12 protein-coding genes and 1 pseudogene are annotated in these 18,166 nt (G+C 60.2%); 9 read left to right on the forward strand and 4 right to left on the reverse strand.

Annotation, left to right across the window (positions count from 1 at the left end; translation table 11 throughout):
• Positions 1 to 366: 366 nt before the first annotated feature.
• A complete protein-coding gene (gene rlmKL, locus QRN50_RS04435) occupies positions 367 to 2,619 on the reverse strand; it encodes a bifunctional 23S rRNA (guanine(2069)-N(7))-methyltransferase RlmK/23S rRNA (guanine(2445)-N(2))-methyltransferase RlmL (protein WP_058822249.1) in 2,253 nt (750 codons plus the stop codon).
• 588 nt (positions 2,620 to 3,207) lie between these two features.
• Between rlmKL and rmf the strand changes: the two genes are divergently transcribed.
• Complete coding sequence (gene rmf, locus QRN50_RS04440; RefSeq protein ID WP_002553055.1) at positions 3,208 to 3,423, forward strand: ribosome modulation factor; 216 nt, start codon at positions 3,208 to 3,210, stop codon at positions 3,421 to 3,423.
• Positions 3,424 to 3,564: 141 nt separating this feature from the next.
• Here the strand turns inward: rmf and QRN50_RS04445 are convergent, their stop codons facing one another.
• On the reverse strand, positions 3,565 to 4,596 hold the full coding sequence (locus tag QRN50_RS04445; RefSeq protein WP_003406732.1) for a quinone-dependent dihydroorotate dehydrogenase: 1,032 nt from the start codon (positions 4,594 to 4,596) through the stop codon (positions 3,565 to 3,567).
• A 463-nt stretch (positions 4,597 to 5,059) separates the two neighbouring features.
• Here QRN50_RS04445 and QRN50_RS04450 point away from each other — a divergent pair, with 463 nt between their 5' ends.
• A complete protein-coding gene (locus QRN50_RS04450) occupies positions 5,060 to 6,271 on the forward strand; it encodes a CmpA/NrtA family ABC transporter substrate-binding protein (RefSeq protein WP_096126583.1) in 1,212 nt (403 codons plus the stop codon).
• A gap of 14 nt (positions 6,272 to 6,285) precedes the next feature.
• Positions 6,286 to 6,861: an ANTAR domain-containing response regulator gene (locus tag QRN50_RS04455; RefSeq protein WP_003406734.1), complete on the forward strand. Its 576-nt coding sequence runs from the start codon at positions 6,286 to 6,288 to the stop codon at positions 6,859 to 6,861.
• A 59-nt stretch (positions 6,862 to 6,920) separates the two neighbouring features.
• On the opposite strand, the gene QRN50_RS04460 is transcribed toward QRN50_RS04455, so the two are convergent.
• Positions 6,921 to 8,168 (reverse strand): glycoside hydrolase family 68 protein, encoded by a 1,248-nt coding sequence (locus tag QRN50_RS04460; RefSeq protein WP_096126582.1) that lies wholly within the window; start codon positions 8,166 to 8,168, stop codon positions 6,921 to 6,923.
• A gap of 516 nt (positions 8,169 to 8,684) precedes the next feature.
• Here QRN50_RS04460 and QRN50_RS04465 point away from each other — a divergent pair.
• The 6 genes and pseudogenes from QRN50_RS04465 to cobA all read left to right on the forward strand — a co-directional run bounded on the left by QRN50_RS04465 (position 8,685) and on the right by cobA (position 16,951).
• A complete protein-coding gene (locus QRN50_RS04465) occupies positions 8,685 to 8,852 on the forward strand; it encodes a hypothetical protein (protein ID WP_003406736.1) in 168 nt (55 codons plus the stop codon).
• A gap of 223 nt (positions 8,853 to 9,075) precedes the next feature.
• Positions 9,076 to 10,287, forward strand: a complete 1,212-nt coding sequence (locus QRN50_RS04470; protein WP_011267436.1) for a nitrate/nitrite transporter — start codon at positions 9,076 to 9,078, stop codon at positions 10,285 to 10,287.
• Positions 10,288 to 10,294: 7 nt separating this feature from the next.
• A complete protein-coding gene (locus QRN50_RS04475; RefSeq protein WP_096126581.1) occupies positions 10,295 to 11,956 on the forward strand; it encodes a bifunctional protein-serine/threonine kinase/phosphatase in 1,662 nt (553 codons plus the stop codon).
• A gap of 276 nt (positions 11,957 to 12,232) precedes the next feature.
• A pseudogene (locus QRN50_RS04480) lies at positions 12,233 to 13,439 on the forward strand (NAD(P)/FAD-dependent oxidoreductase); the annotation flags it as partial.
• A 19-nt stretch (positions 13,440 to 13,458) separates the two neighbouring features.
• Positions 13,459 to 16,179, forward strand: coding sequence for a nitrate reductase (locus tag QRN50_RS04485; RefSeq protein ID WP_096126579.1), 2,721 nt, complete (start codon positions 13,459 to 13,461; stop codon positions 16,177 to 16,179).
• Positions 16,180 to 16,189: 10 nt separating this feature from the next.
• Positions 16,190 to 16,951 carry a uroporphyrinogen-III C-methyltransferase gene (gene cobA / locus QRN50_RS04490; protein WP_024650848.1) on the forward strand — a complete coding sequence of 254 codons (762 nt, stop codon included), beginning with the start codon at positions 16,190 to 16,192 and terminating at the stop codon, positions 16,949 to 16,951.
• An 87-nt stretch (positions 16,952 to 17,038) separates the two neighbouring features.
• Here cobA and QRN50_RS04495 read toward each other — a convergent pair whose 3' ends face one another.
• Entirely contained in the window at positions 17,039 to 18,073 is a 1,035-nt protein-coding gene (locus QRN50_RS04495) for an OmpA family protein (protein WP_003406743.1), read from the reverse strand.
• Between the last annotated feature and the right edge of the window lie 93 nt (positions 18,074 to 18,166).

Raw genomic sequence — 18,166 nt, forward strand, 5'->3', positions numbered from 1 at the left:
AAGTGCACAATCCGAGGAAACGAAAACAGACAAGAGATGCAATAAGACAGCAATTGCATAACCGTAGGATTACGATCTAAATACTAACAACTAAAAGTGTATAGCCATCTGATATCACGAGTATAACACCGCGCAACTCCGTGCAATGCAAAAGCTTCAGCCTTTGTGAAATAATTTTCATCAAAGTCCATACGCTCAGGCTTTTCACATCAACTTATTGATTAATATGCCGTTTATACGCAACCACAAATCGGGCATTTGCCCAGGGCTCAAACGCGTTTGAGCACACGGGCATGCAAACGAGTGCAGGAAGTGTCGCGAGGCGCGATGACCGGACCGTTACCGATCGGTTCATCGCGCACCGGATCAGCTACGCGCCATGATCTTCCAGGCGCGGTGGATCTTGCCGTTACGGGCAAAGTCCTGGTCGATGGTGTGCGCGGTAATGTCCTCGACCGCATAACGCTGACTCAGGTTTTCATCGAGCACAAACTTGCGGAAGTTGTTGGAGAAGTACAACACGCCACCCGGCGCCAGACGCGCCATGGCCAGATCGATCAGCTCGACCTGATCACGCTGGACATCAAAAATGCCTTCCATGCGCTTGGAGTTGGAGAACGTCGGCGGGTCGATGAAGATCAGGTCGTACTCGTCGCGGTTGGCCTGCAGCCAGGCCATCACGTCGCCCTGCTCCAGACGATTCTTGTCGGAGAAACCGTTCAGCGACAGGTTACGACGCGCCCAGTCCAGATAGGTCCGCGACAGGTCGACGCTGGTGGTGCTGCGCGCACCGCCCTTGGCAGCATGCACACTGGCCGTCGCCGTATAGGCAAACAGGTTCAGGAAGCGCTTGCCGGACGCCTCGCGCTGAATACGCATGCGCATCGGCCGGTGATCGAGAAACAGCCCGGTGTCCAGGTAGTCGGTCAGATTGACCAGCAGCTTGACGCCGCCTTCGCTGACTTCCAGAAACTGGCCCTGAGCACTCTGGCGCTCGTACTGTTTGGTGCCGCTCTGACGCTCGCGACGCTTGATCACCACGCGGCTCTTGTCGATGTTCAGTGCTTGCGGAATGGCCGCCAGCGCATCGAACAGCCGCGCTGACGCCTTTTCCGGATCAATGGACTTGGGTGCTGCGTATTCCTGAACATGCACCCAGTCGTGATACAGATCGATCGCCAGCGAGTATTCAGGCATGTCGGCGTCATACACGCGGTAGCAATCGATCCCTTCGCGACGCACCCACTTGCCCATCAGCTTGAGGTTCTTTTGCAGGCGATTGGCAAACATCTGCCCGCCTTCGCTCAGGCGCGCCTGTTCGACCACCACCGGTTCCGGCTTGATCGGGTTGCCGTTCTTGTTGAGTTTGCGCTCAACGACTTCAACCTCGACAGGGTTTTCGCGTTCGATCTGACGCTGCTCGGGGGTGCGTCGCTCGCCGGTCACGAACTGATCAGGCGTGACCTTGATCAGCAGCAGTTTGCACGGCAAGGCGCCGTTCCAGAACGAATACTGTTTGTGGCTGCGAATGCCCATGCGCTTGCCCAGGTCCGGCGCGCCGGTGAACACCGCAGCTTCCCAGTTAAGGCACGCCTGACGCAGGCGCTCGCCAAGGTTCTGGTAGAGATACAGCAGACTGGCTTCATCTCCCAGACGCTCGCCGTACGGAGGGTTGCAGATCACCAGGCCTTTCTGGTTCTGGTCGGGACGGGGCTCGAAGGTCGCGACTTCGCCCTGATAGACCTTGATCCAGTCGCTCAGGCCGGCACGTTCGATGTTGTTGCGTCCCGGCTGGATCAGCCGTGGATCGGCTTCGTAACCGCGAATCCACGAAGGTGTTTTGGCCAACCCGGCCTCGGCGCGGGCCAGCGCTTCGTCGTGCAGCTTGCGCCACAGCGCCGGGACATGGCCCAGCCAGGCCGAGAAGCCCCAGCGTTCACGCTTGATGTTCGGCGCGATGTCGGCGGCGATCATCCCGGCCTCGACCAGGAAGGTACCGACACCGCACATCGGGTCAGCCAGCGCGCCGCCCTCGGCAGCAATACGCGGCCAGCCAGCGCGGATCAGGATGGCGGCGGCGAGGTTTTCCTTCAGCGGCGCAGCGCCCTGCTGCAGACGGTAACCGCGCTGGTGCAGGCTGTGCCCGGAAAGGTCGAGGGACAGAATGGCCTCGCCGCGATCCAGACGCAGGTGCACGCGCAGATCGGGGTTGATCTTGTCGACCGACGGACGCTCGCCATCCGGGGTGCGCAGCTTGTCGACGATCGCATCCTTGACCTTCAGTGCACCGAAATGGGTGTTGTCTATGCCCGAACCATGACCACTGAATTCCACCGCAATGGTGCCGTCGGATTCGAGATGATCCTGCCACTCGACATCCAGTACGCCGTGGTACAGGTCTTCGGCATCCTTCATCGGGAAGCGCTTGAGCACCAGCAACACGCGGTTGGCCAGGCGCGACCAGAGACACAGCCGGTAAGCGGTCTCCGTGTCCGCCGAGCCGCGAATGGCTGAGGTGTGTTCACGGGTCTCTTGCAGCCCCAGCGCAGTGGCTTCCTCGGCAAGCAGGCCTTCAAGGCCTTTGGGGCAAGTGAGGAAAAGTTCGTAGAGATCCGACATGTGTATTCCAGGGCCTGAGCCGTCTGCGGCGGGCAACGCATTGCCCTGCCAGATTTGAACAGGCGTCTTTCATGGAGAACGCCTGCGTGGCACGTGATGTGTGCCGGTCCACCGCATGATCCTGTCATGTCATTGCGGCAGTTTTGGCGCGTATTAGAACAGATATCAGGCAGGGCAACGTCGGCAATAAAAGCACGCAATCAAAAGTCGTGTTTTGAAAAGTCACATTTTTGCAGCCTCTTTATGACCCTTCGTCGCTTAAGCAGCCAAGGCATTGAGCCAGTATATGAGCCTGATAAGCGATCTCAATGGGCTCGCAACACCCCATGTTCACGGGGCTGCAGAAAAAATCAGGGTTGAAACAGGTCTGCGCTTATTGCTCGACAGACCTGAATGTGACGTGCTTATGACAAAACGATCATTCACACCGCCCTGCGCTTTGGTTAGAAATCGTCTCAGGTCATCGCTGCAATGGTGATGGCATCAAGGCCCGCGACGCCGGCAGCGGGCCCCAACGGCAGAAGATTCTGCCCGACCTCATCACGGGGTCTCAGGGATATTACAGTCAACAGACGAGGGCATTACCCTATGAGAAGACTTAAGCGTGATCCGTTGGAAAGAGCATTTTTACGCGGTTATCAATACGGCGTTCATGGTAAATCCCGTGAGCTTTGCCCTTTTACTCTACCGTCAGTACGCCAGGCATGGATCAATGGCTGGCGCGAAGGACGCGGCGACAACTGGGACGGTATGACCGGCACTGCGGGCATCCACAGACTCAACGAACTTCACGCGGTCGGATGAGGCGATTCACATCAAAGACTTTCAGGCCTCTGTCGGGCCATACATGACTGACTGATTCACACCTGCACCATGCACGCCCGACCCGGGCGGCGGGCCAACGCCCAGGGGCTCTCTTGCAGAGCCCCTTTTTTTACCCCGGGCTCAGCGTGCAGCGCGAGGCATTGCCGCAATGGCATCCACTGACTCGCGAATCAGCGCAGGGCCCTTGTAGATGAACCCCGAATAGATCTGCACCAGACTGGCACCCGCAGCGATCTTCTCAGCGGCATGCCGGCCTTCGGTGATCCCCCCGGCGGCGATGATCGGCAGACGACCCGCGAGCTCACCGGCCAGAACCTTGACGATGTGCGTGCTTTTTTCCCGAACCGGCGCGCCCGATAAACCGCCCGCCTGATCAGCATGCGGAAGGCCTTCGACGCCTTGGCGGCTCAGCGTGGTGTTGGTAGCAATGACTGCGTCCATCCCGGACTCGATCAGGGCTGCGGCCACCAGCACGGTCTCTTCGTCGGTCATGTCCGGGGCAATCTTGATCGCCAGCGGCACACGCCTGCCATGCCGTTGCGTCAGTTCCTGCTGGCGCAGGCTCAGGGCCTGGAGCAGTTGCTTGAGCGAATCGCCGAACTGCAGGCTGCGCAGCCCCGGCGTGTTGGGCGAACTGACGTTGACCGTGACGTAGCTGGCATGGGCATAGACCTTGTCCAGGCAGATCAGGTAATCGTCGACCGCGCGCTCGACCGGCGTGTCGAAGTTCTTGCCGATATTGATGCCCAGAACGCCGCGATACTTTGCCGCTTCGACACGGGACACCAGGTTGTCGACACCCAGATTGTTGAAGCCCATGCGATTGATGATCGCCTCGGCGTTGGGCAGGCGGAAAATACGCGGCTTGGGATTGCCCGGCTGCGCACGTGGCGTCACCGTGCCGATCTCGACGAAACCGAAGCCCAGTTGCGCGAAGCCATCAATGGCCGCACCATTCTTGTCCAGGCCGGCTGCCAGCCCCACGGGGTTGGGAAACTCAAGGCCCATCACACTGACCGGCAACTTCGCCGGGGACTTGCTCAGCAGGCCGTTGAGGCCCAGCCGTCCGCCTGCACCGATCAGGTCCAGCGACAGGTCATGAGAGGTTTCCGGGGAAAGTTTGAACAGTAACTGGCGGGCCAGGTTATACATGGCGGGATGGGCTCGTGAGCAGCTGAATTCAGGCTGGCGATTATAGACGTGTGCGGGCCTGTCAGGCGAGGCGCGCGACAAACTTGTTGCTCGCCCTCCCCCGGCGATGGCATATGCCTTGCTTGAAACCGCTATCGGCACTCACTCCAACGGCGGAGCGGTGCATGGACAACGGCGTCGCTTCAGCCCCTTGCACTGGCACTCAGCGTTATATACAGCCCTGGAAAGCCCGAATTACAGGGTTTTTCACGCTTCTGCCAGAAGGGCGTAGGAGCGAACTTGTTCGCGAAGACCGTGTTTCAGACGATAGATTTTCAGCGATTGTACCGGCCCTTTCGCGAACAAGTTCGCTCCTACCGCCTCCGGCCAGAATCAAAAACAGACTTGTATATAACGAAGAGCGACTCGGCATCGGGTCGGACGACGCCTTTTTTCTGGACGGACCTTTGATGAAGCACGCGCGATGAACGAACGAACCGGTAATGCGCTGGACTGGGTGGCCGGTAGCGACGCCCCGGAAATGAACAGCCTGGACGTGGGCTTCATGGCATTGACCGACTGTGCCCCGCTGGTGGTCGCGGCCACGCAGGGTTTCGCCCAGCCTTACGGCCTGAGCCTGAACCTCGAGCGTCAGACTTCCTGGGCCGGGCTGCGCGACAGACTGGTCAGCGGGCGGTTGCAGGCGGCACACAGCCTGTACGGCCTGATCTACGCGGTGGAACTGGGCATCAGCGGTGGCCCGGCGACCGACATGGCCATCCTCATGGGACTCAACCAGAACGGCCAGTGCATCAACCTGTCCCGCGAGTTGCAGCAGGCCGGCGTGATCACTCCTGAAGCACTGGACAAGCACGCGCACCAAAGCGGCTCAAAGCTGACCTTCGCGCAGACCTTTCCCACCGGCAACCATGCCATGTGGCTCTACTACTGGCTGGCCAGTCAGGGCATTCATCCGCTCGATGATGTGACCAGTGTCGTGGTGCCGCCCACGCAAATGGCGCAACACCTGCAGGCCGGGCGCATCGACGGTTTCTGCGTCGGCGAACCCTGGGGCGCCAGCGCCGTACAGCAGCAACTGGGCTTCACCATGGCGACCAGCCAGTCGATCTGGCCGGATCACCCGGGCAAGGTGCTCGGCTGTACCCGAGAGTTTGTCGAGCAGAACCCCAACACCGCCAGAGCGCTGATCATGGCCGTACTGGAAGCGAGCCGCTTCATCGAGGAAAACGATCATAACCGGCGCAGCACCGCACAACTCCTAAGCGGTGCCGATTACCTGGACACCTCAGTGGACTGCATCGAGCCGCGTTTGCTCGGCCAGTACAGCGACGGTCTCGGCAATCACTGGCAAGACCCTCACGCGGTCAGCTTCCATACCCAGGGACAGGTCAACTACCCCTGGCTGTCCGACGGCATGTGGTTCATGACCCAGTTCCGACGCTGGGGCCTGTTGCGCGAAGACCCGGATTACCTGGCGGTGGCCAGCCGCGTTCAGCAACTCGACCTGTACCGTCAGGCAGCCAGTGCACTGGGCATCGACGTACCCGCCGCAACCTTGCGCAGCAGCCAGCTGATCGATGGCAGGGTCTGGGACGGCAGCGATCCGGCGGGCTACGCGCGTAGCTTCAAGCTCCACTCGCTGGCCGACGACGTGCCCGCTGTGGCCAGTCGTTGACGGAGAGCGTAACCATGCTGCGTATCCTGCTTATCAATGACACCGCCAAAAAGGTCGGCCGCCTCAGGTCAGCCTTGATAGAGGCCGGTTTCGACGTGATCGACGAATCCGGACTGATCATCGACCTGCCCGCGCGCGTTGAAGCCGTGCGCCCGGACGTCATCCTCATCGACACTGAATCACCTGGTCGCGACGTGATGGAGCAAGTGGTGCTGGTCAGCCGCGACCAGCCACGGCCCATCGTGATGTTCACCGACGAGCACGATCCGGGCGTGATGCGCCAGGCGATCAAGTCCGGAGTCAGCGCTTATATCGTCGAGGGTATCCAGGCGCAACGGCTGCAACCGATTCTGGATGTGGCGATGGCGCGCTTTGAAAGCGATCAGGCGCTGCGCGCGCAACTGCATGCACGCGATCAGCAACTGGCCGAGCGCAAACGCATCGAACTGGCCAAGGGGCTGCTGATGAAAATGAAGGATTGCAACGAAGAGGACGCTTACACGCTGATGCGGCGTCAGGCGATGAGTCGTCAGCAGAAGCTGATTCAGGTGGCCGAGCAGATTATCGCGATGAGCGAACTGCTGGGCTGAAGCCACGAAGAACGCCTGTCCGTACAGGCGTTCTTCACAGGTTACAGGGGCGCAGCCTGTCAGCTCAGTTGCACATCCTTCATCGCCGGCACGTAGCCGTAGTCATACTCTTCCTGCACGAACGAGCGGTCGCCTTTCAACAGGATCCTGACCGTCGGCGCCTCGGTGCCGCCGATACGGTAGTCATCGCCGGTGGTGGGCACGCTGTCGATGAACGATGTCACCAGACCGTTCGGCATCACGCAGTGGGAGTACGTCTGGAAAGGCTGTGCAGGCGGATTGCCCAGCACCAGTCCGGATGCGTTCATCGGCCGGTAAGGCCCGAACAAATGCTCGCCCACAAAACCGTAAACGCCATCCGGCCCGGTCACACCGTCGGCATACGTAAACTTGTGACTAATGGTGAACAAATAATACTTACCGTCCTGAAAGACATAATGCGGACGTTCGGTCTGATCATTGACACCCACCGCAGTCACCAGTGGCGGTAATATTTCCCATTCTTCACCGCTGAGATCTTTAGCAACCGCCAGACCGATACAGCCCACTTGAAAACGCGCACCCCCAACTTCTTCATGGCCGGTTGGCACCGGGCCAAGTTCTGCAGCACCAACGGTATGCGTACCGCGTTCGCCGGCAACATTACCTTCAAAGACCATATACAACTTGCCATCATTGGGATCAATAAACGGACTCGGGTCGCGGAAGTTCCATGTCGAGTTCTGCGCTTCGGTTTGATAATAAGTGCCATCGGCCTCGAACAGTTTCTTGACCTGGGTAAAGTCTTTCAACTCCACGCCCTGATCGGAGGTCACGATACGGCCGCGTACTTTGGCAATCGTCGCCCCCGGTGTCACGCAGGTGTAGTACAGATCGATATCACCCTTGTCATTCAACAGTACCGGTGTGCCCGCCCACTCGCGGGTGGTGGGCGACACGCCTTCGGCCATGACCCGGCCACCGAAGATCCAGTTCTTGCCGGTACGCGAATACCAGTAGCACATGCGCGCCCGCCCGTGACGATCTTCCCAGTCGCGCTTGATGTCGTAGCGGCCGTTGGCGCCGAGATACTGCGGGTCGTCGGGGTGGCGATCAGCTGTCAGCGTGACGATGACCGACCAGCCGTTGACTGAGACCACCGTGCCGTCAAGCTCGCGCAACGGCATGGTGTCCCAGATGAAGACCTTATCACTCATGACCGGAAAGTCCGGTTTTACCAGCGGCTGCGTGGTGGTCGGGTCATTTTCATTGACCTTCAACGCATCGGCACGGGACCAGACGGTAGGGGCGTAATTGATGTTACTCATGATGATGATGTCCTTTGCAGGCGCCTGTACAAGCAGCGCGTATAGGAAGACAACACGGCAGGCACGGGTGCAATGCCGAGGTGCAGAGTGTGTCGGGCATTCAGGTATCGGGGACAACCGGAAACCGAGAAAAGAGCGAGTAGCCGATAACTTCTTACACAGTAAGCCTTTATCGAAATTGACTGGCAAACTGCAACTACAGATTACCGGATTGAAAAGTGAAAACACTTTCTGTTGATCAAGCGTCACACGTTGCGACAGAAGCGATGCTCTCAGAGATACTCCACAAAGTAAATTAAATATTTAAGGCGCTGTTATCGGACAACCGCGACGGGCCGCGTATTAATTCATATATATTAAGGCCGTCATAGAGACGCATTGAAACAGCATCACAATGACAGTACTTACGCCTAAAACTGATGGCACATTAAATAATATTAAATAACTCCAATGTTAATGAACCAATCCTGACTTTATTAACATGCCCGTGCCTGTTGCTTGATACGGACTGCGCAAATGTTTATCTGGCTTTTCGCCGCCATGCCCTTTTTTGCAGCGCGTCTGCTGGCCGACGCCCGGTTCAAGGTCATACATCAACTCACCACCCAACCGCTGAAGACCCTACAACCTGCCTGCAACGTGCGGCCGGCGCGCTTGCACGGCCCTTGGCCCGTCTATTGCTAAAGCAATCGCACCGGTAGCCAACGGCGGCTATCACCTTTTACGACAAAGACGTCGCTCATCCCTTTCCACGCCAGTGGACAGAGAGGCGACGTTTTTTGCGTTTTGGCCCCGGCGCAGGGGCCGGTGGAGTCGCCGTCATTCGGAACACTCCACCACAGCGTCTGAATAACCCGTGTCGTGGTCATGGCCCGACTGACTAACTAGCAGATGATGAGGTGTGCACATGGATACAAGCTTCTGGAAGGCAGGCCACAAACCGACCCTGTTCGCGGCCTTTCTCTATTTCGACCTGAGTTTCATGGTCTGGTACCTGCTTGGTCCGCTGGCGGTGCAGATTGCCACTGACCTGCAGCTGACCACTCAGCAACGTGGCCTGATGGTCGCCACACCGATTCTGGCGGGTGCGGTGCTGCGCTTCTTCATGGGCCTGCTGGCCGACCAGCTGTCGCCCAAGACCGCCGGAATCATCGGCCAAGTGATCGTCATCGGCGCGCTGCTGGCTGCCTGGCAACTGGGCATTCACACCTACGGCCAGGTGCTGGTGCTGGGTGTGTTCCTCGGTATGGCCGGTGCTTCGTTCGCCGTCGCGCTGCCCCTGGCGTCGCAATGGTATCCAGCGCAGCATCAGGGCAAGGCCATGGGCATCGCCGGTGCGGGCAATTCCGGCACTGTACTGGCCGCGCTGATCGCGCCGGTGCTGGCCGCCAGTTTCGGTTGGAGCAACGTCTTCGGTCTGGCACTGATCCCGCTGGTCCTGACCCTGATCGCCTTCACCCTGATGGCACGCAACGCCCCGCAACGCAGCAAACCCAAATCCATGGCGGACTACCTCAAGGCGCTGGGTGATCGTGACAGCTGGTGGTTCATGTTTTTCTACAGCGTGACGTTCGGTGGTTTCATTGGCCTGGCCAGCGCCCTGCCCGGCTATTTCAACGACCAATACGGTTTGAGCCCGATCACTGCCGGTTACTACACCGCTGCCTGCGTGTTCGGCGGCAGCCTGATGCGTCCGCTGGGTGGCGCGCTGGCCGACCGTTTCGGCGGGATTCGCACGCTGACCGTGATGTATGCGGTTGCCGCCATCGGCATCGCCGCCGTGGGCTTCAACCTGCCAAGTTCGTGGGCAGCACTGGCGCTGTTCGTGGCCGCCATGCTGGGCCTGGGGGCCGGCAACGGCGCGGTATTCCAGCTGGTACCGCAGCGCTTCCGCAAGGAAATCGGGGTCATGACCGGCCTGATCGGCATGGCGGGTGGCATCGGTGGTTTCCTGCTGGCCGCCGGCCTGGGCACCATCAAACAGAACACCGGCGATTACCAGTTGGGCCTGTGGCTGTTCGCCGGCCTGGCGGTACTGGCCTGGTTCGGCCTGCTGAACGTCAAGCGTCGCTGGAGAACCACCTGGGGTTCGGCCGCAGTCACGGCGGCTCGGGTCTGAAGCGCCGATGACCCTGCAACTGCAGTTCGCGCAATTCAGCGCCAGCGGACCGCGAGCGGAGAATCAGGACGCCGTGCGCCTGGTCACGCCAGTCCCGGCGCTGGCGGCCAGCAAAGGCTATCTGTTCGCCCTTGCCGACGGCGTCAGCCAGTGTGCCGACGGCGCACTGGCCGCGCAGTCCACGCTGCAGGCGCTGGCCCTCGACTATTACGCCACGCCGGAAACCTGGGGCGTGGCGCAGTCCCTTGATCGCCTGCTGCTGGCGCAGAATTGCTGGCTGCTGGCCAACGGCCTGTTGACCACCCTCAGCGCTCTGGTACTGCGCGGTCGGCGCTTCACCCTCGCCCATGTCGGCGACTGCCGGGTTTATCGCTGGCAAACCGGGACGCTCAAACGCATCAGTGAAGATCACGTCTGGGAACAGGCCGACATGCAGCATGTGCTCAAGCGTGCCCTGGGCCTGGATCAGTACGTGGTCATGGATTACCTGGACGGCGAACTGTGTGAAGGCGAGCGCCTGCTGCTGGTCAGCGACGGCATCTGGGCGACGCTGGGCGATGCGAGCATTCGCTCGATTCTGGGCGAACAGCACGACCTCGACGCGGCGGTGAAAACCCTGGTCAGCGCGGCGCACCTGGCCGGCAGTCAGGACAATGCCAGCGCCCTGCTGATTCAGGTCGACACGCTCGGCGAGGATGATCTGGGGGACGCGTTGCTGCAGTTGCAACAATGGCCGCTGCCACCCGCGCTCAAGGCCGATCAGGCATTCGAGGGCTGGAAAGTCGGCAACGTCGTGGCGCAATCGCGCCAGTCCATCGTATATCGGGTCACCGATATCCATGAGCAACCCTGGCTGTTGAAAACCCTGCCGGCCAGTCGCCATGACGAAACCGGCGCCGGTCAGGGTTTGCTGCTGGAGGAGTGGTTTCTGCGCCGGGTCGCCGGGCGCTTCTTTCCCGAGATACACCCGCTGACAGACCGCCAGCATCTGTATTACGTGATGCGCGAGTATCGCGGGCACACGCTGGCCGAGCTCTTCACTGGCAACGGGCCGTTGCCGCTGGCCCAGTGGCAGGACCTCGCCACCCGGCTGCTACGGGCCACGGGCCTGCTGCATCGACGCAACATCATCCATCGCGATATCAAACCGGAAAACCTGTTGCTGGCCGACGACGGCGAGTTGCGCCTGCTGGATTTTGGCCTGGCGTTCTGCCCGGGCCTTTCTGCGGCCAACACCGAAGACCTGCCCGGCACACCGAGCTATATAGCGCCGGAGGCCTTCAACAGTGCCGAACCGCATCCGCAGCAGGACCTCTACGCGGCAGGCGTCACCTTGTATTACCTGCTGACAGGGCAATACCCTTACGGCGAGATCGAAGCCTTTCAGCACCGTCGCTTCGGCGCACCGATACCTGCCAGCCGTTATCGGCCGGATCTGCCGCAGTGGCTGAGCCACAGCCTGGACAAAGCACTGCACGCCGACCCGAACCAGCGTTACGAAACCGCTGAACAGTGGTTGCTGGAACTGGAGCAAGCCGAGCATCGTCCGTTGGTGACAAAACCGCGTCCGCTGCTGGAACGCGAACCACTGAAAGTCTGGCGAACACTGGCGCTGCTCTCCCTGCTGTTCAATCTGGTGCTGGTGATCGTGCTGCTGGGCCGCCACTGAGCCCTTGCGCCCCGCTTCTGTGCAACGCGCCTCAGCGCAGTGCAGAAAAGGCCTGTGTTATCGACTGCACACCGCGCAGGCCGGCAGATGCGAGTTGGCACAAGCACTGCATGGTCTCTTGCAGATAATTCATAACACGCAGCCCTCAACGATGAAGGCTGCGTCTCCCGAGAGAACGGGACCGGACAAAGGCGTCCTCGTCAGGCCACTGACGGGACGCCTTTTTTTGTTTGCGCGAAACGTGTCGAGCACGCGCTGCAGTGACTCGGAGGCAAGATGACCAAACTCAAACTGGTGATGATCGGCAACGGCATGGCCGGCGTGCGCACACTCGAAGAGTTGCTGAAACTGAGCGAAGACCTTTACCACATCACGGTCTTCGGCGCCGAGCCACACCCCAATTACAATCGCATCCTGCTGTCGCCGGTGCTGGCCGGCGAACAGAATTTCGAAGACATCGTGCTCAACGATCTCGACTGGTACCAACGCAACGGTATCGAGTTGTTGCTCAACCGCCGCGTGGTGAAGATCGACCGCGTCAGACGCCTGGTGACCGCCGATGACGGCACCCAGGCCCATTATGATCGGCTGCTGATTGCCACCGGTTCGCGGCCGTTCATACTGCCGATCCCCGGCAACACGCTGAACGGCGTCATCGGCTATCGCGACATCAGCCACACGCGGCAGATGATCGACACCGCCGTCACGCACAAACGCGCAGTCGTCATCGGCGGCGGCCTGCTCGGCCTGGAAGCGGCCAACGGCTTGAGCCTGCGCGGCATGCAAGTCACGGTTATTCATAATGGCCAGACGCTGCTGGAGCGCCAACTGGACAAGACCAGCGGACGGATGCTGCAAGCGGCACTGGAAAAGCGCGGCCTGAGCTTTCGCCTCGACGAACAGACCAACGCCCTGCTCGGCGATGATCAGGGCCGCGTAACCGCGGTGCAATTCAACAACGGCGACAGGATCGATGCCGATCTGGTGGTCATGGCCGCAGGCATACGGCCCAATACCGAATTGGCCGAGCAAGCCGGCCTGCCCTGTAACCGCGGCATTCTGGTCAATGACACCTTGCAGACCTACGACCCACGCATCTACGCGATTGGCGAATGCGTCAGCCACCGCGGCATTGCCTATGGGCTGGTGGCGCCGCTGTTCGAGCAGGCGCGGGTCTGCGCCAATCACCTTGCGCAACTGGGCTTCGCGCGTTATCCGGGTTCGGTCACCTCGACCAAGCTTAAAGTCACCGGCATCGACCTGTTTTCCGCCGGGGATTTCCTCGGCGGTGAAGGCACTGAAAGCATCACCCTTTCCGATCCCATTGGCGGCGTCTACAAGAAGCTGGTGATCAAGAACGACGTACTGGTCGGCGCCTGCCTGTACGGCGACACCGCCGACGGCAACTGGTACTTGCAGCAGATCCGTGATGGCCAGGGAATCGACGCCATACGCGATCATCTGATGTTCGGCAAACCCGCTGCTGCGCAGGCGGCCTGCGCATGAACAGCCTTGCCCTTCACACCCCTCGGATCACGGCATCGACCTGCTGCTATTGCGGCGTTGGCTGCGGCGTACTGATCGAACATGACGGCGAGCATATTCTCGGCGTCAGCGGCGACCCGAAGCACCCGGCCAACTTCGGCAAGCTGTGCAGCAAAGGTTCGAGCCTGCACCTGACCGGCGACATCGAAGCCCGCGCGCTGTACCCGGAACTGCGCCTGAGCAAGGGCCTGGCGCGCAGCGTGACCCATTGGGATACCGCACTGGAACACGCGGCCAATGTGTTTGCCCAGACCATTCGCGAACATGGCCCCGACAGCGTTGCCTTCTACATTTCCGGCCAGTTGCTGACCGAAGACTATTACGCGTTCAACAAGCTGGCGCGCGCCCTGATCGGCACCAACAATATCGACAGCAACTCACGGCTGTGCATGTCCTCGGCCGTGGCTGGCTACAAGCGCAGCCTGGGTGCCGATGCACCGCCCTGCAGCTACGAAGATATCGAACTGAGCGACTGCGTGATGATCGTCGGCAGTAACATGGCGTACGCGCACCCGATTCTGTTTCGTCGTCTGGAAGAAGCAAAAAACCATCGTCCGCAGATGAAACTCATCGTCATCGACCCACGGCGCACCGACACCTGCGAACTGGCCGACCTGCACCTGGCGATTCAGCCCGGCACAGACGTCGCGCTGTTTCACGGCATCCTGCATATATTGATGAGCGAACGGCTGATCGACCCGGCGTTCATTGCCGCGCACACGCAGGGCTATGAGGAACTGGCCACGCTGGTCCATGATTACCCGCCTGAGCACGTGGCCGCCCTCTGCGGCATTACTCTGGAACAGCTGCACACCTGCGCCCGTTGGGTGGGCGAAGCGCCGGCTTTTCTGTCGCTGTGGTGCATGGGGCTGAATCAGTCTACGGCCGGCAGTGCGAAAAACAGCGCGCTGATCAACCTGCACCTGGCGACCGGCCAGATTGGCAAACCTGGCGCAGGTCCCTTCTCACTCACCGGCCAGCCCAACGCCATGGGCGGACGCGAAACCGGCAGCCTGTCCAACCTGTTGCCTGGCCATCGCGACGCGGCAAATCCTCAGCATCGTCAGGAGGTTGCAGATTACTGGGGCGTCGACAGTCTGCCCGCCAGCCCCGGCCTTTCCGCCATCGAACTGTTCGAGCAATTGCAAAACGGGACAATCAAAGCCCTGTGGATTGCCTGCACCAACCCGGCACAGTCACTGCCCGACCAGAACCGCATCAGGCAAGCGCTGGAAACCTGCCCGTTCGTGGTACTCCAGGAAGCGTTCAAAACCACCGAAACTGCGCGTTACGCCGATCTGTTGCTGCCTGCTGCCAGCTGGGGCGAGAAAGAAGGCACGGTGACCAACTCCGAACGGCGCATCTCCAACGTGCGCAAGGCCATCCAGGCGCCCGGCGAAGCGCGCTCCGACTGGGCAATCACGGTGGATTTCGCCCAGCGCCTGCAACAACGCCTGCAACCCGACGCCCCCGCGCTGTTCGATTTCGCGACACCCAAAGCCTTGTTCGATGAGTTCAAGGGCCTGACAGTCGGGCGCGATCTGGACATGTCCGGGATCGACCGCGAGCTCATCGACCAGCAGGGCCCGCAGCAATGGCCCTTCCCGCGTGGCGCCAGCAGCGGCACACAGCGCCTGTACAGCGAGGGTATCTTTCCCACCGATTCAGGCCGCGCGCAGTTTCTGTCCGAGCCTTACATCGCCGCCAGGGAATTGCGCGATGCCGACTACCCACTGACGCTCAATACCGGCAGGCTGCGTGATCAATGGCACGGCATGAGCCGCACCGGCACCGCTGCGCGCTTGTTCGGGCATGTCAGCGAAGCTGTGTTGAGCATCAATCCGCAGGACATGCTCAGCCATGACCTGCAGCCCGGCGATCTGGTCAAACTGATCAGCCGGCGCGGCGAGCTGCTGTTGCCGGTCAGCAGTGAGGACAGCGTTGCAGTCGGCCAGGCCTTTGTGCCGATGCATTGGGGCGACAGGTTCCTCAAGGGGGGTGTCAACGTTCTCACCCAGCCGGCCTTCGATCCGATCTCGAAACAACCGGAACTCAAGCACGCCGGCGTCAGGATCGAAAAAGCCCACCTGCCTTGGCAGTTCTTTGCGCTGGTCGAGGGCAACGTGCAGCAACGGATGGAAACGCTGCGCGCCTTGTGTGACACCTTCACTTACCTGAGCATGGGCCTTGCCGGACGCGGGCGACCGGCTCTGGTAATACGCGCCGCCAGCGCAGAAGCACCCGATTCAGCGCTGCTGCAGCAGATTGATCGTGTACTGGGCCTGGATGAGGGACCGGTCATGGCGTATGACGACCCCAAACGCTCGATCGGCAAGCGGGTACGGATTGACGATGATCGTATTACCGCGATTCGCCTGGCCGGCGAAACACTTGCCCGGCATTGGTTGCAGACGTTGTGGCTGGAAGAACGCGTTGAGGCTTCGTTGCGACGCTGGCTGTTGGCACCGTTGAGCAGCGAACCGGGCAAAGACTCGACACAGACTCGCGACAAGACCTTGTGCAACTGCATGAATGTCAGCCAGAACGCAGTCATGAGCGCTATCGAGCGTGGGCTGGACCTGAATCAACTCAAGACACAGTTGGGCTGCGGCACCCAGTGCGGCTCCTGCGTGCCGGAAATAAGAAGACTGATCCATACCGTGGCGGTTACAGAATGAGGAATGCGGCATGAGCGCAAAAGTATGGCTGGTAGGCGCGGGCCCCGGCGACCCGGAATTGCTGACCCTCAAGGCAGTACGCGCCTTGCATGAAGCCGACGTGGTGCTGATCGACGATCTGGTCAACCCCGCAGTGCTGGAGCATTGTCCGGGGGCGCGGGTGATCGCGGTCGGCAAGCGCGGCGGTTGCCGCTCGACGCCGCAAGCGTTTATCCATCGCCTGATGCTGCGCTACGTCCGTCAGGGCAAATGTGTGGTCCGCCTCAAAGGCGGCGATCCGTGCATCTTCGGACGTGGTGGTGAAGAGGCTCAATGGCTGCAGGAACACGGTGTGGCCGTGGAGCTGGTCAACGGCATTACAGCGGGTCTTGCTGGTGCAACACAGTGCGGCATTTCGCTGACCCTGCGCGGTATAAGCCGTGGCGTGACACTGGTCACCGCCCACACTCAGGATGACAGCACGCTCAACTGGCAAGCGCTCGCGCAAGGCGGAACCACCCTGGTGGTTTACATGGGCGTGGCGAAACTGGCGGAAATTCGCGAGAGCCTGCTGGCAGGCGGAATGAGTGGCGAGATGCCGGTGGCGATGATCGAGAACGCTTCGCTGCCATGGCAGCGCGAATGCCGTAGCACCCTGAATGCCATGCAACAGGACGCAGCCGCTTTCCAGCTGAAGAGCCCCGCCATTCTGGTGATCGGCGCGGTTGCGGCTTACAGCAATGAGCTGCTGAATCAAACCCTGATGGACCACGCGCAGCTGAATGCCGGCTGACACCAGGCCCGTCTGAGCAAGCACCCTGCCAAATCGCAGGCAAAGAAAAGCCCGGCCTGAGCCGGGCTTTTCAGTACAAGCGGCTAATTACTTAGCTTGAGCTTCTACTTCTGCTTCTACGCGACGGTTAACTGCGCGACCTGCTTCAGTTGCGTTGTCAGCAACTGGCTTGGTTTCGCCGTAACCAACCGAGTTTACGCGGCTAGCGCCAACACCGTACTGGTTAACCAGAACCTGTTTAACGGCGTTTGCACGACGCTCGGACAGTTTCTGGTTGTAAGCGTCAGGACCGACGGAGTCAGTGTGACCTTCAACAGTGGTGGTGGTCTGTGGGTACTGCTGCATGAAGTCAGCGAGGTTCTTGATGTCGCCGTAGCTGCTAGGCTTGACTACGGATTTGTCGAAATCGAACTTCACGTCCAGCTCAACACGAACCACTTCGGCAACTGCTGGGCAGCCATCAGCGTCAACGGTAACGTTGGCTGGGGTGTCCGGGCACTTGTCGACGTTGTCGCACACGCCGTCGTTGTCGCTGTCGGAGCACACTTCAGCTACTGGAGCTGGAGCCGCTTCAACTTTCTTGCTGCCGCCGCCGAAGTTTACACCGATACCGACGCTAGGCGCCCACTCGGTGTTGCCTTGGTCGATGTTGTACTGAGCTTCAACGCCTGCACGGGCATAGAAGTTGTCAGTGAAGTACAGCTTGGCGCCGCCGCCGATGTTGGCGAAGGTGGAGCCGTCACGGCCACGGCGAGCGTCTTGACCGATGCTCTGGTCAGAGAAGCCGGCAGATACGTATGGACGCAGCATGTCGCCTGGGTTGTTGAAGTGGTACAGAGCGTCCAGAGCAGTGTCTGCGCCCTTGATGTTCTTGCCGCTGTCGCTACGAACGTTGTGGACTTCGTCGTAGCCCAGACGCAGCTCAACATCGTCAGTCAGGAAGTAGCCAACGGAGCCGCCGAACAGGTTGCCGTCGTTTTTGAAGTTACGATCGCTGTCGTAGTACTCTTTCTTGGCGAAGCCTTCGATTTCGACCGCGCCTTGGCCTTGAGCCAGCGCGCCGAACGAAGTTGCGGCAACAATAGTACCAATGGCCAAGCCCAAGGTGTTTTTCAGTTTCATCCGTTAAATCCCCATCTGATGATTATTAAGCAGTCCCACACAGGGGGACAACTCAGCGGCAAGTCTACCAGACCTTGCCAGTTTGTTAGAGAT

The organism is Pseudomonas sp. MEJ108, assembly GCF_030208985.1.
GTDB lineage: Bacteria > Pseudomonadota > Gammaproteobacteria > Pseudomonadales > Pseudomonadaceae > Aquipseudomonas > Aquipseudomonas fragariae.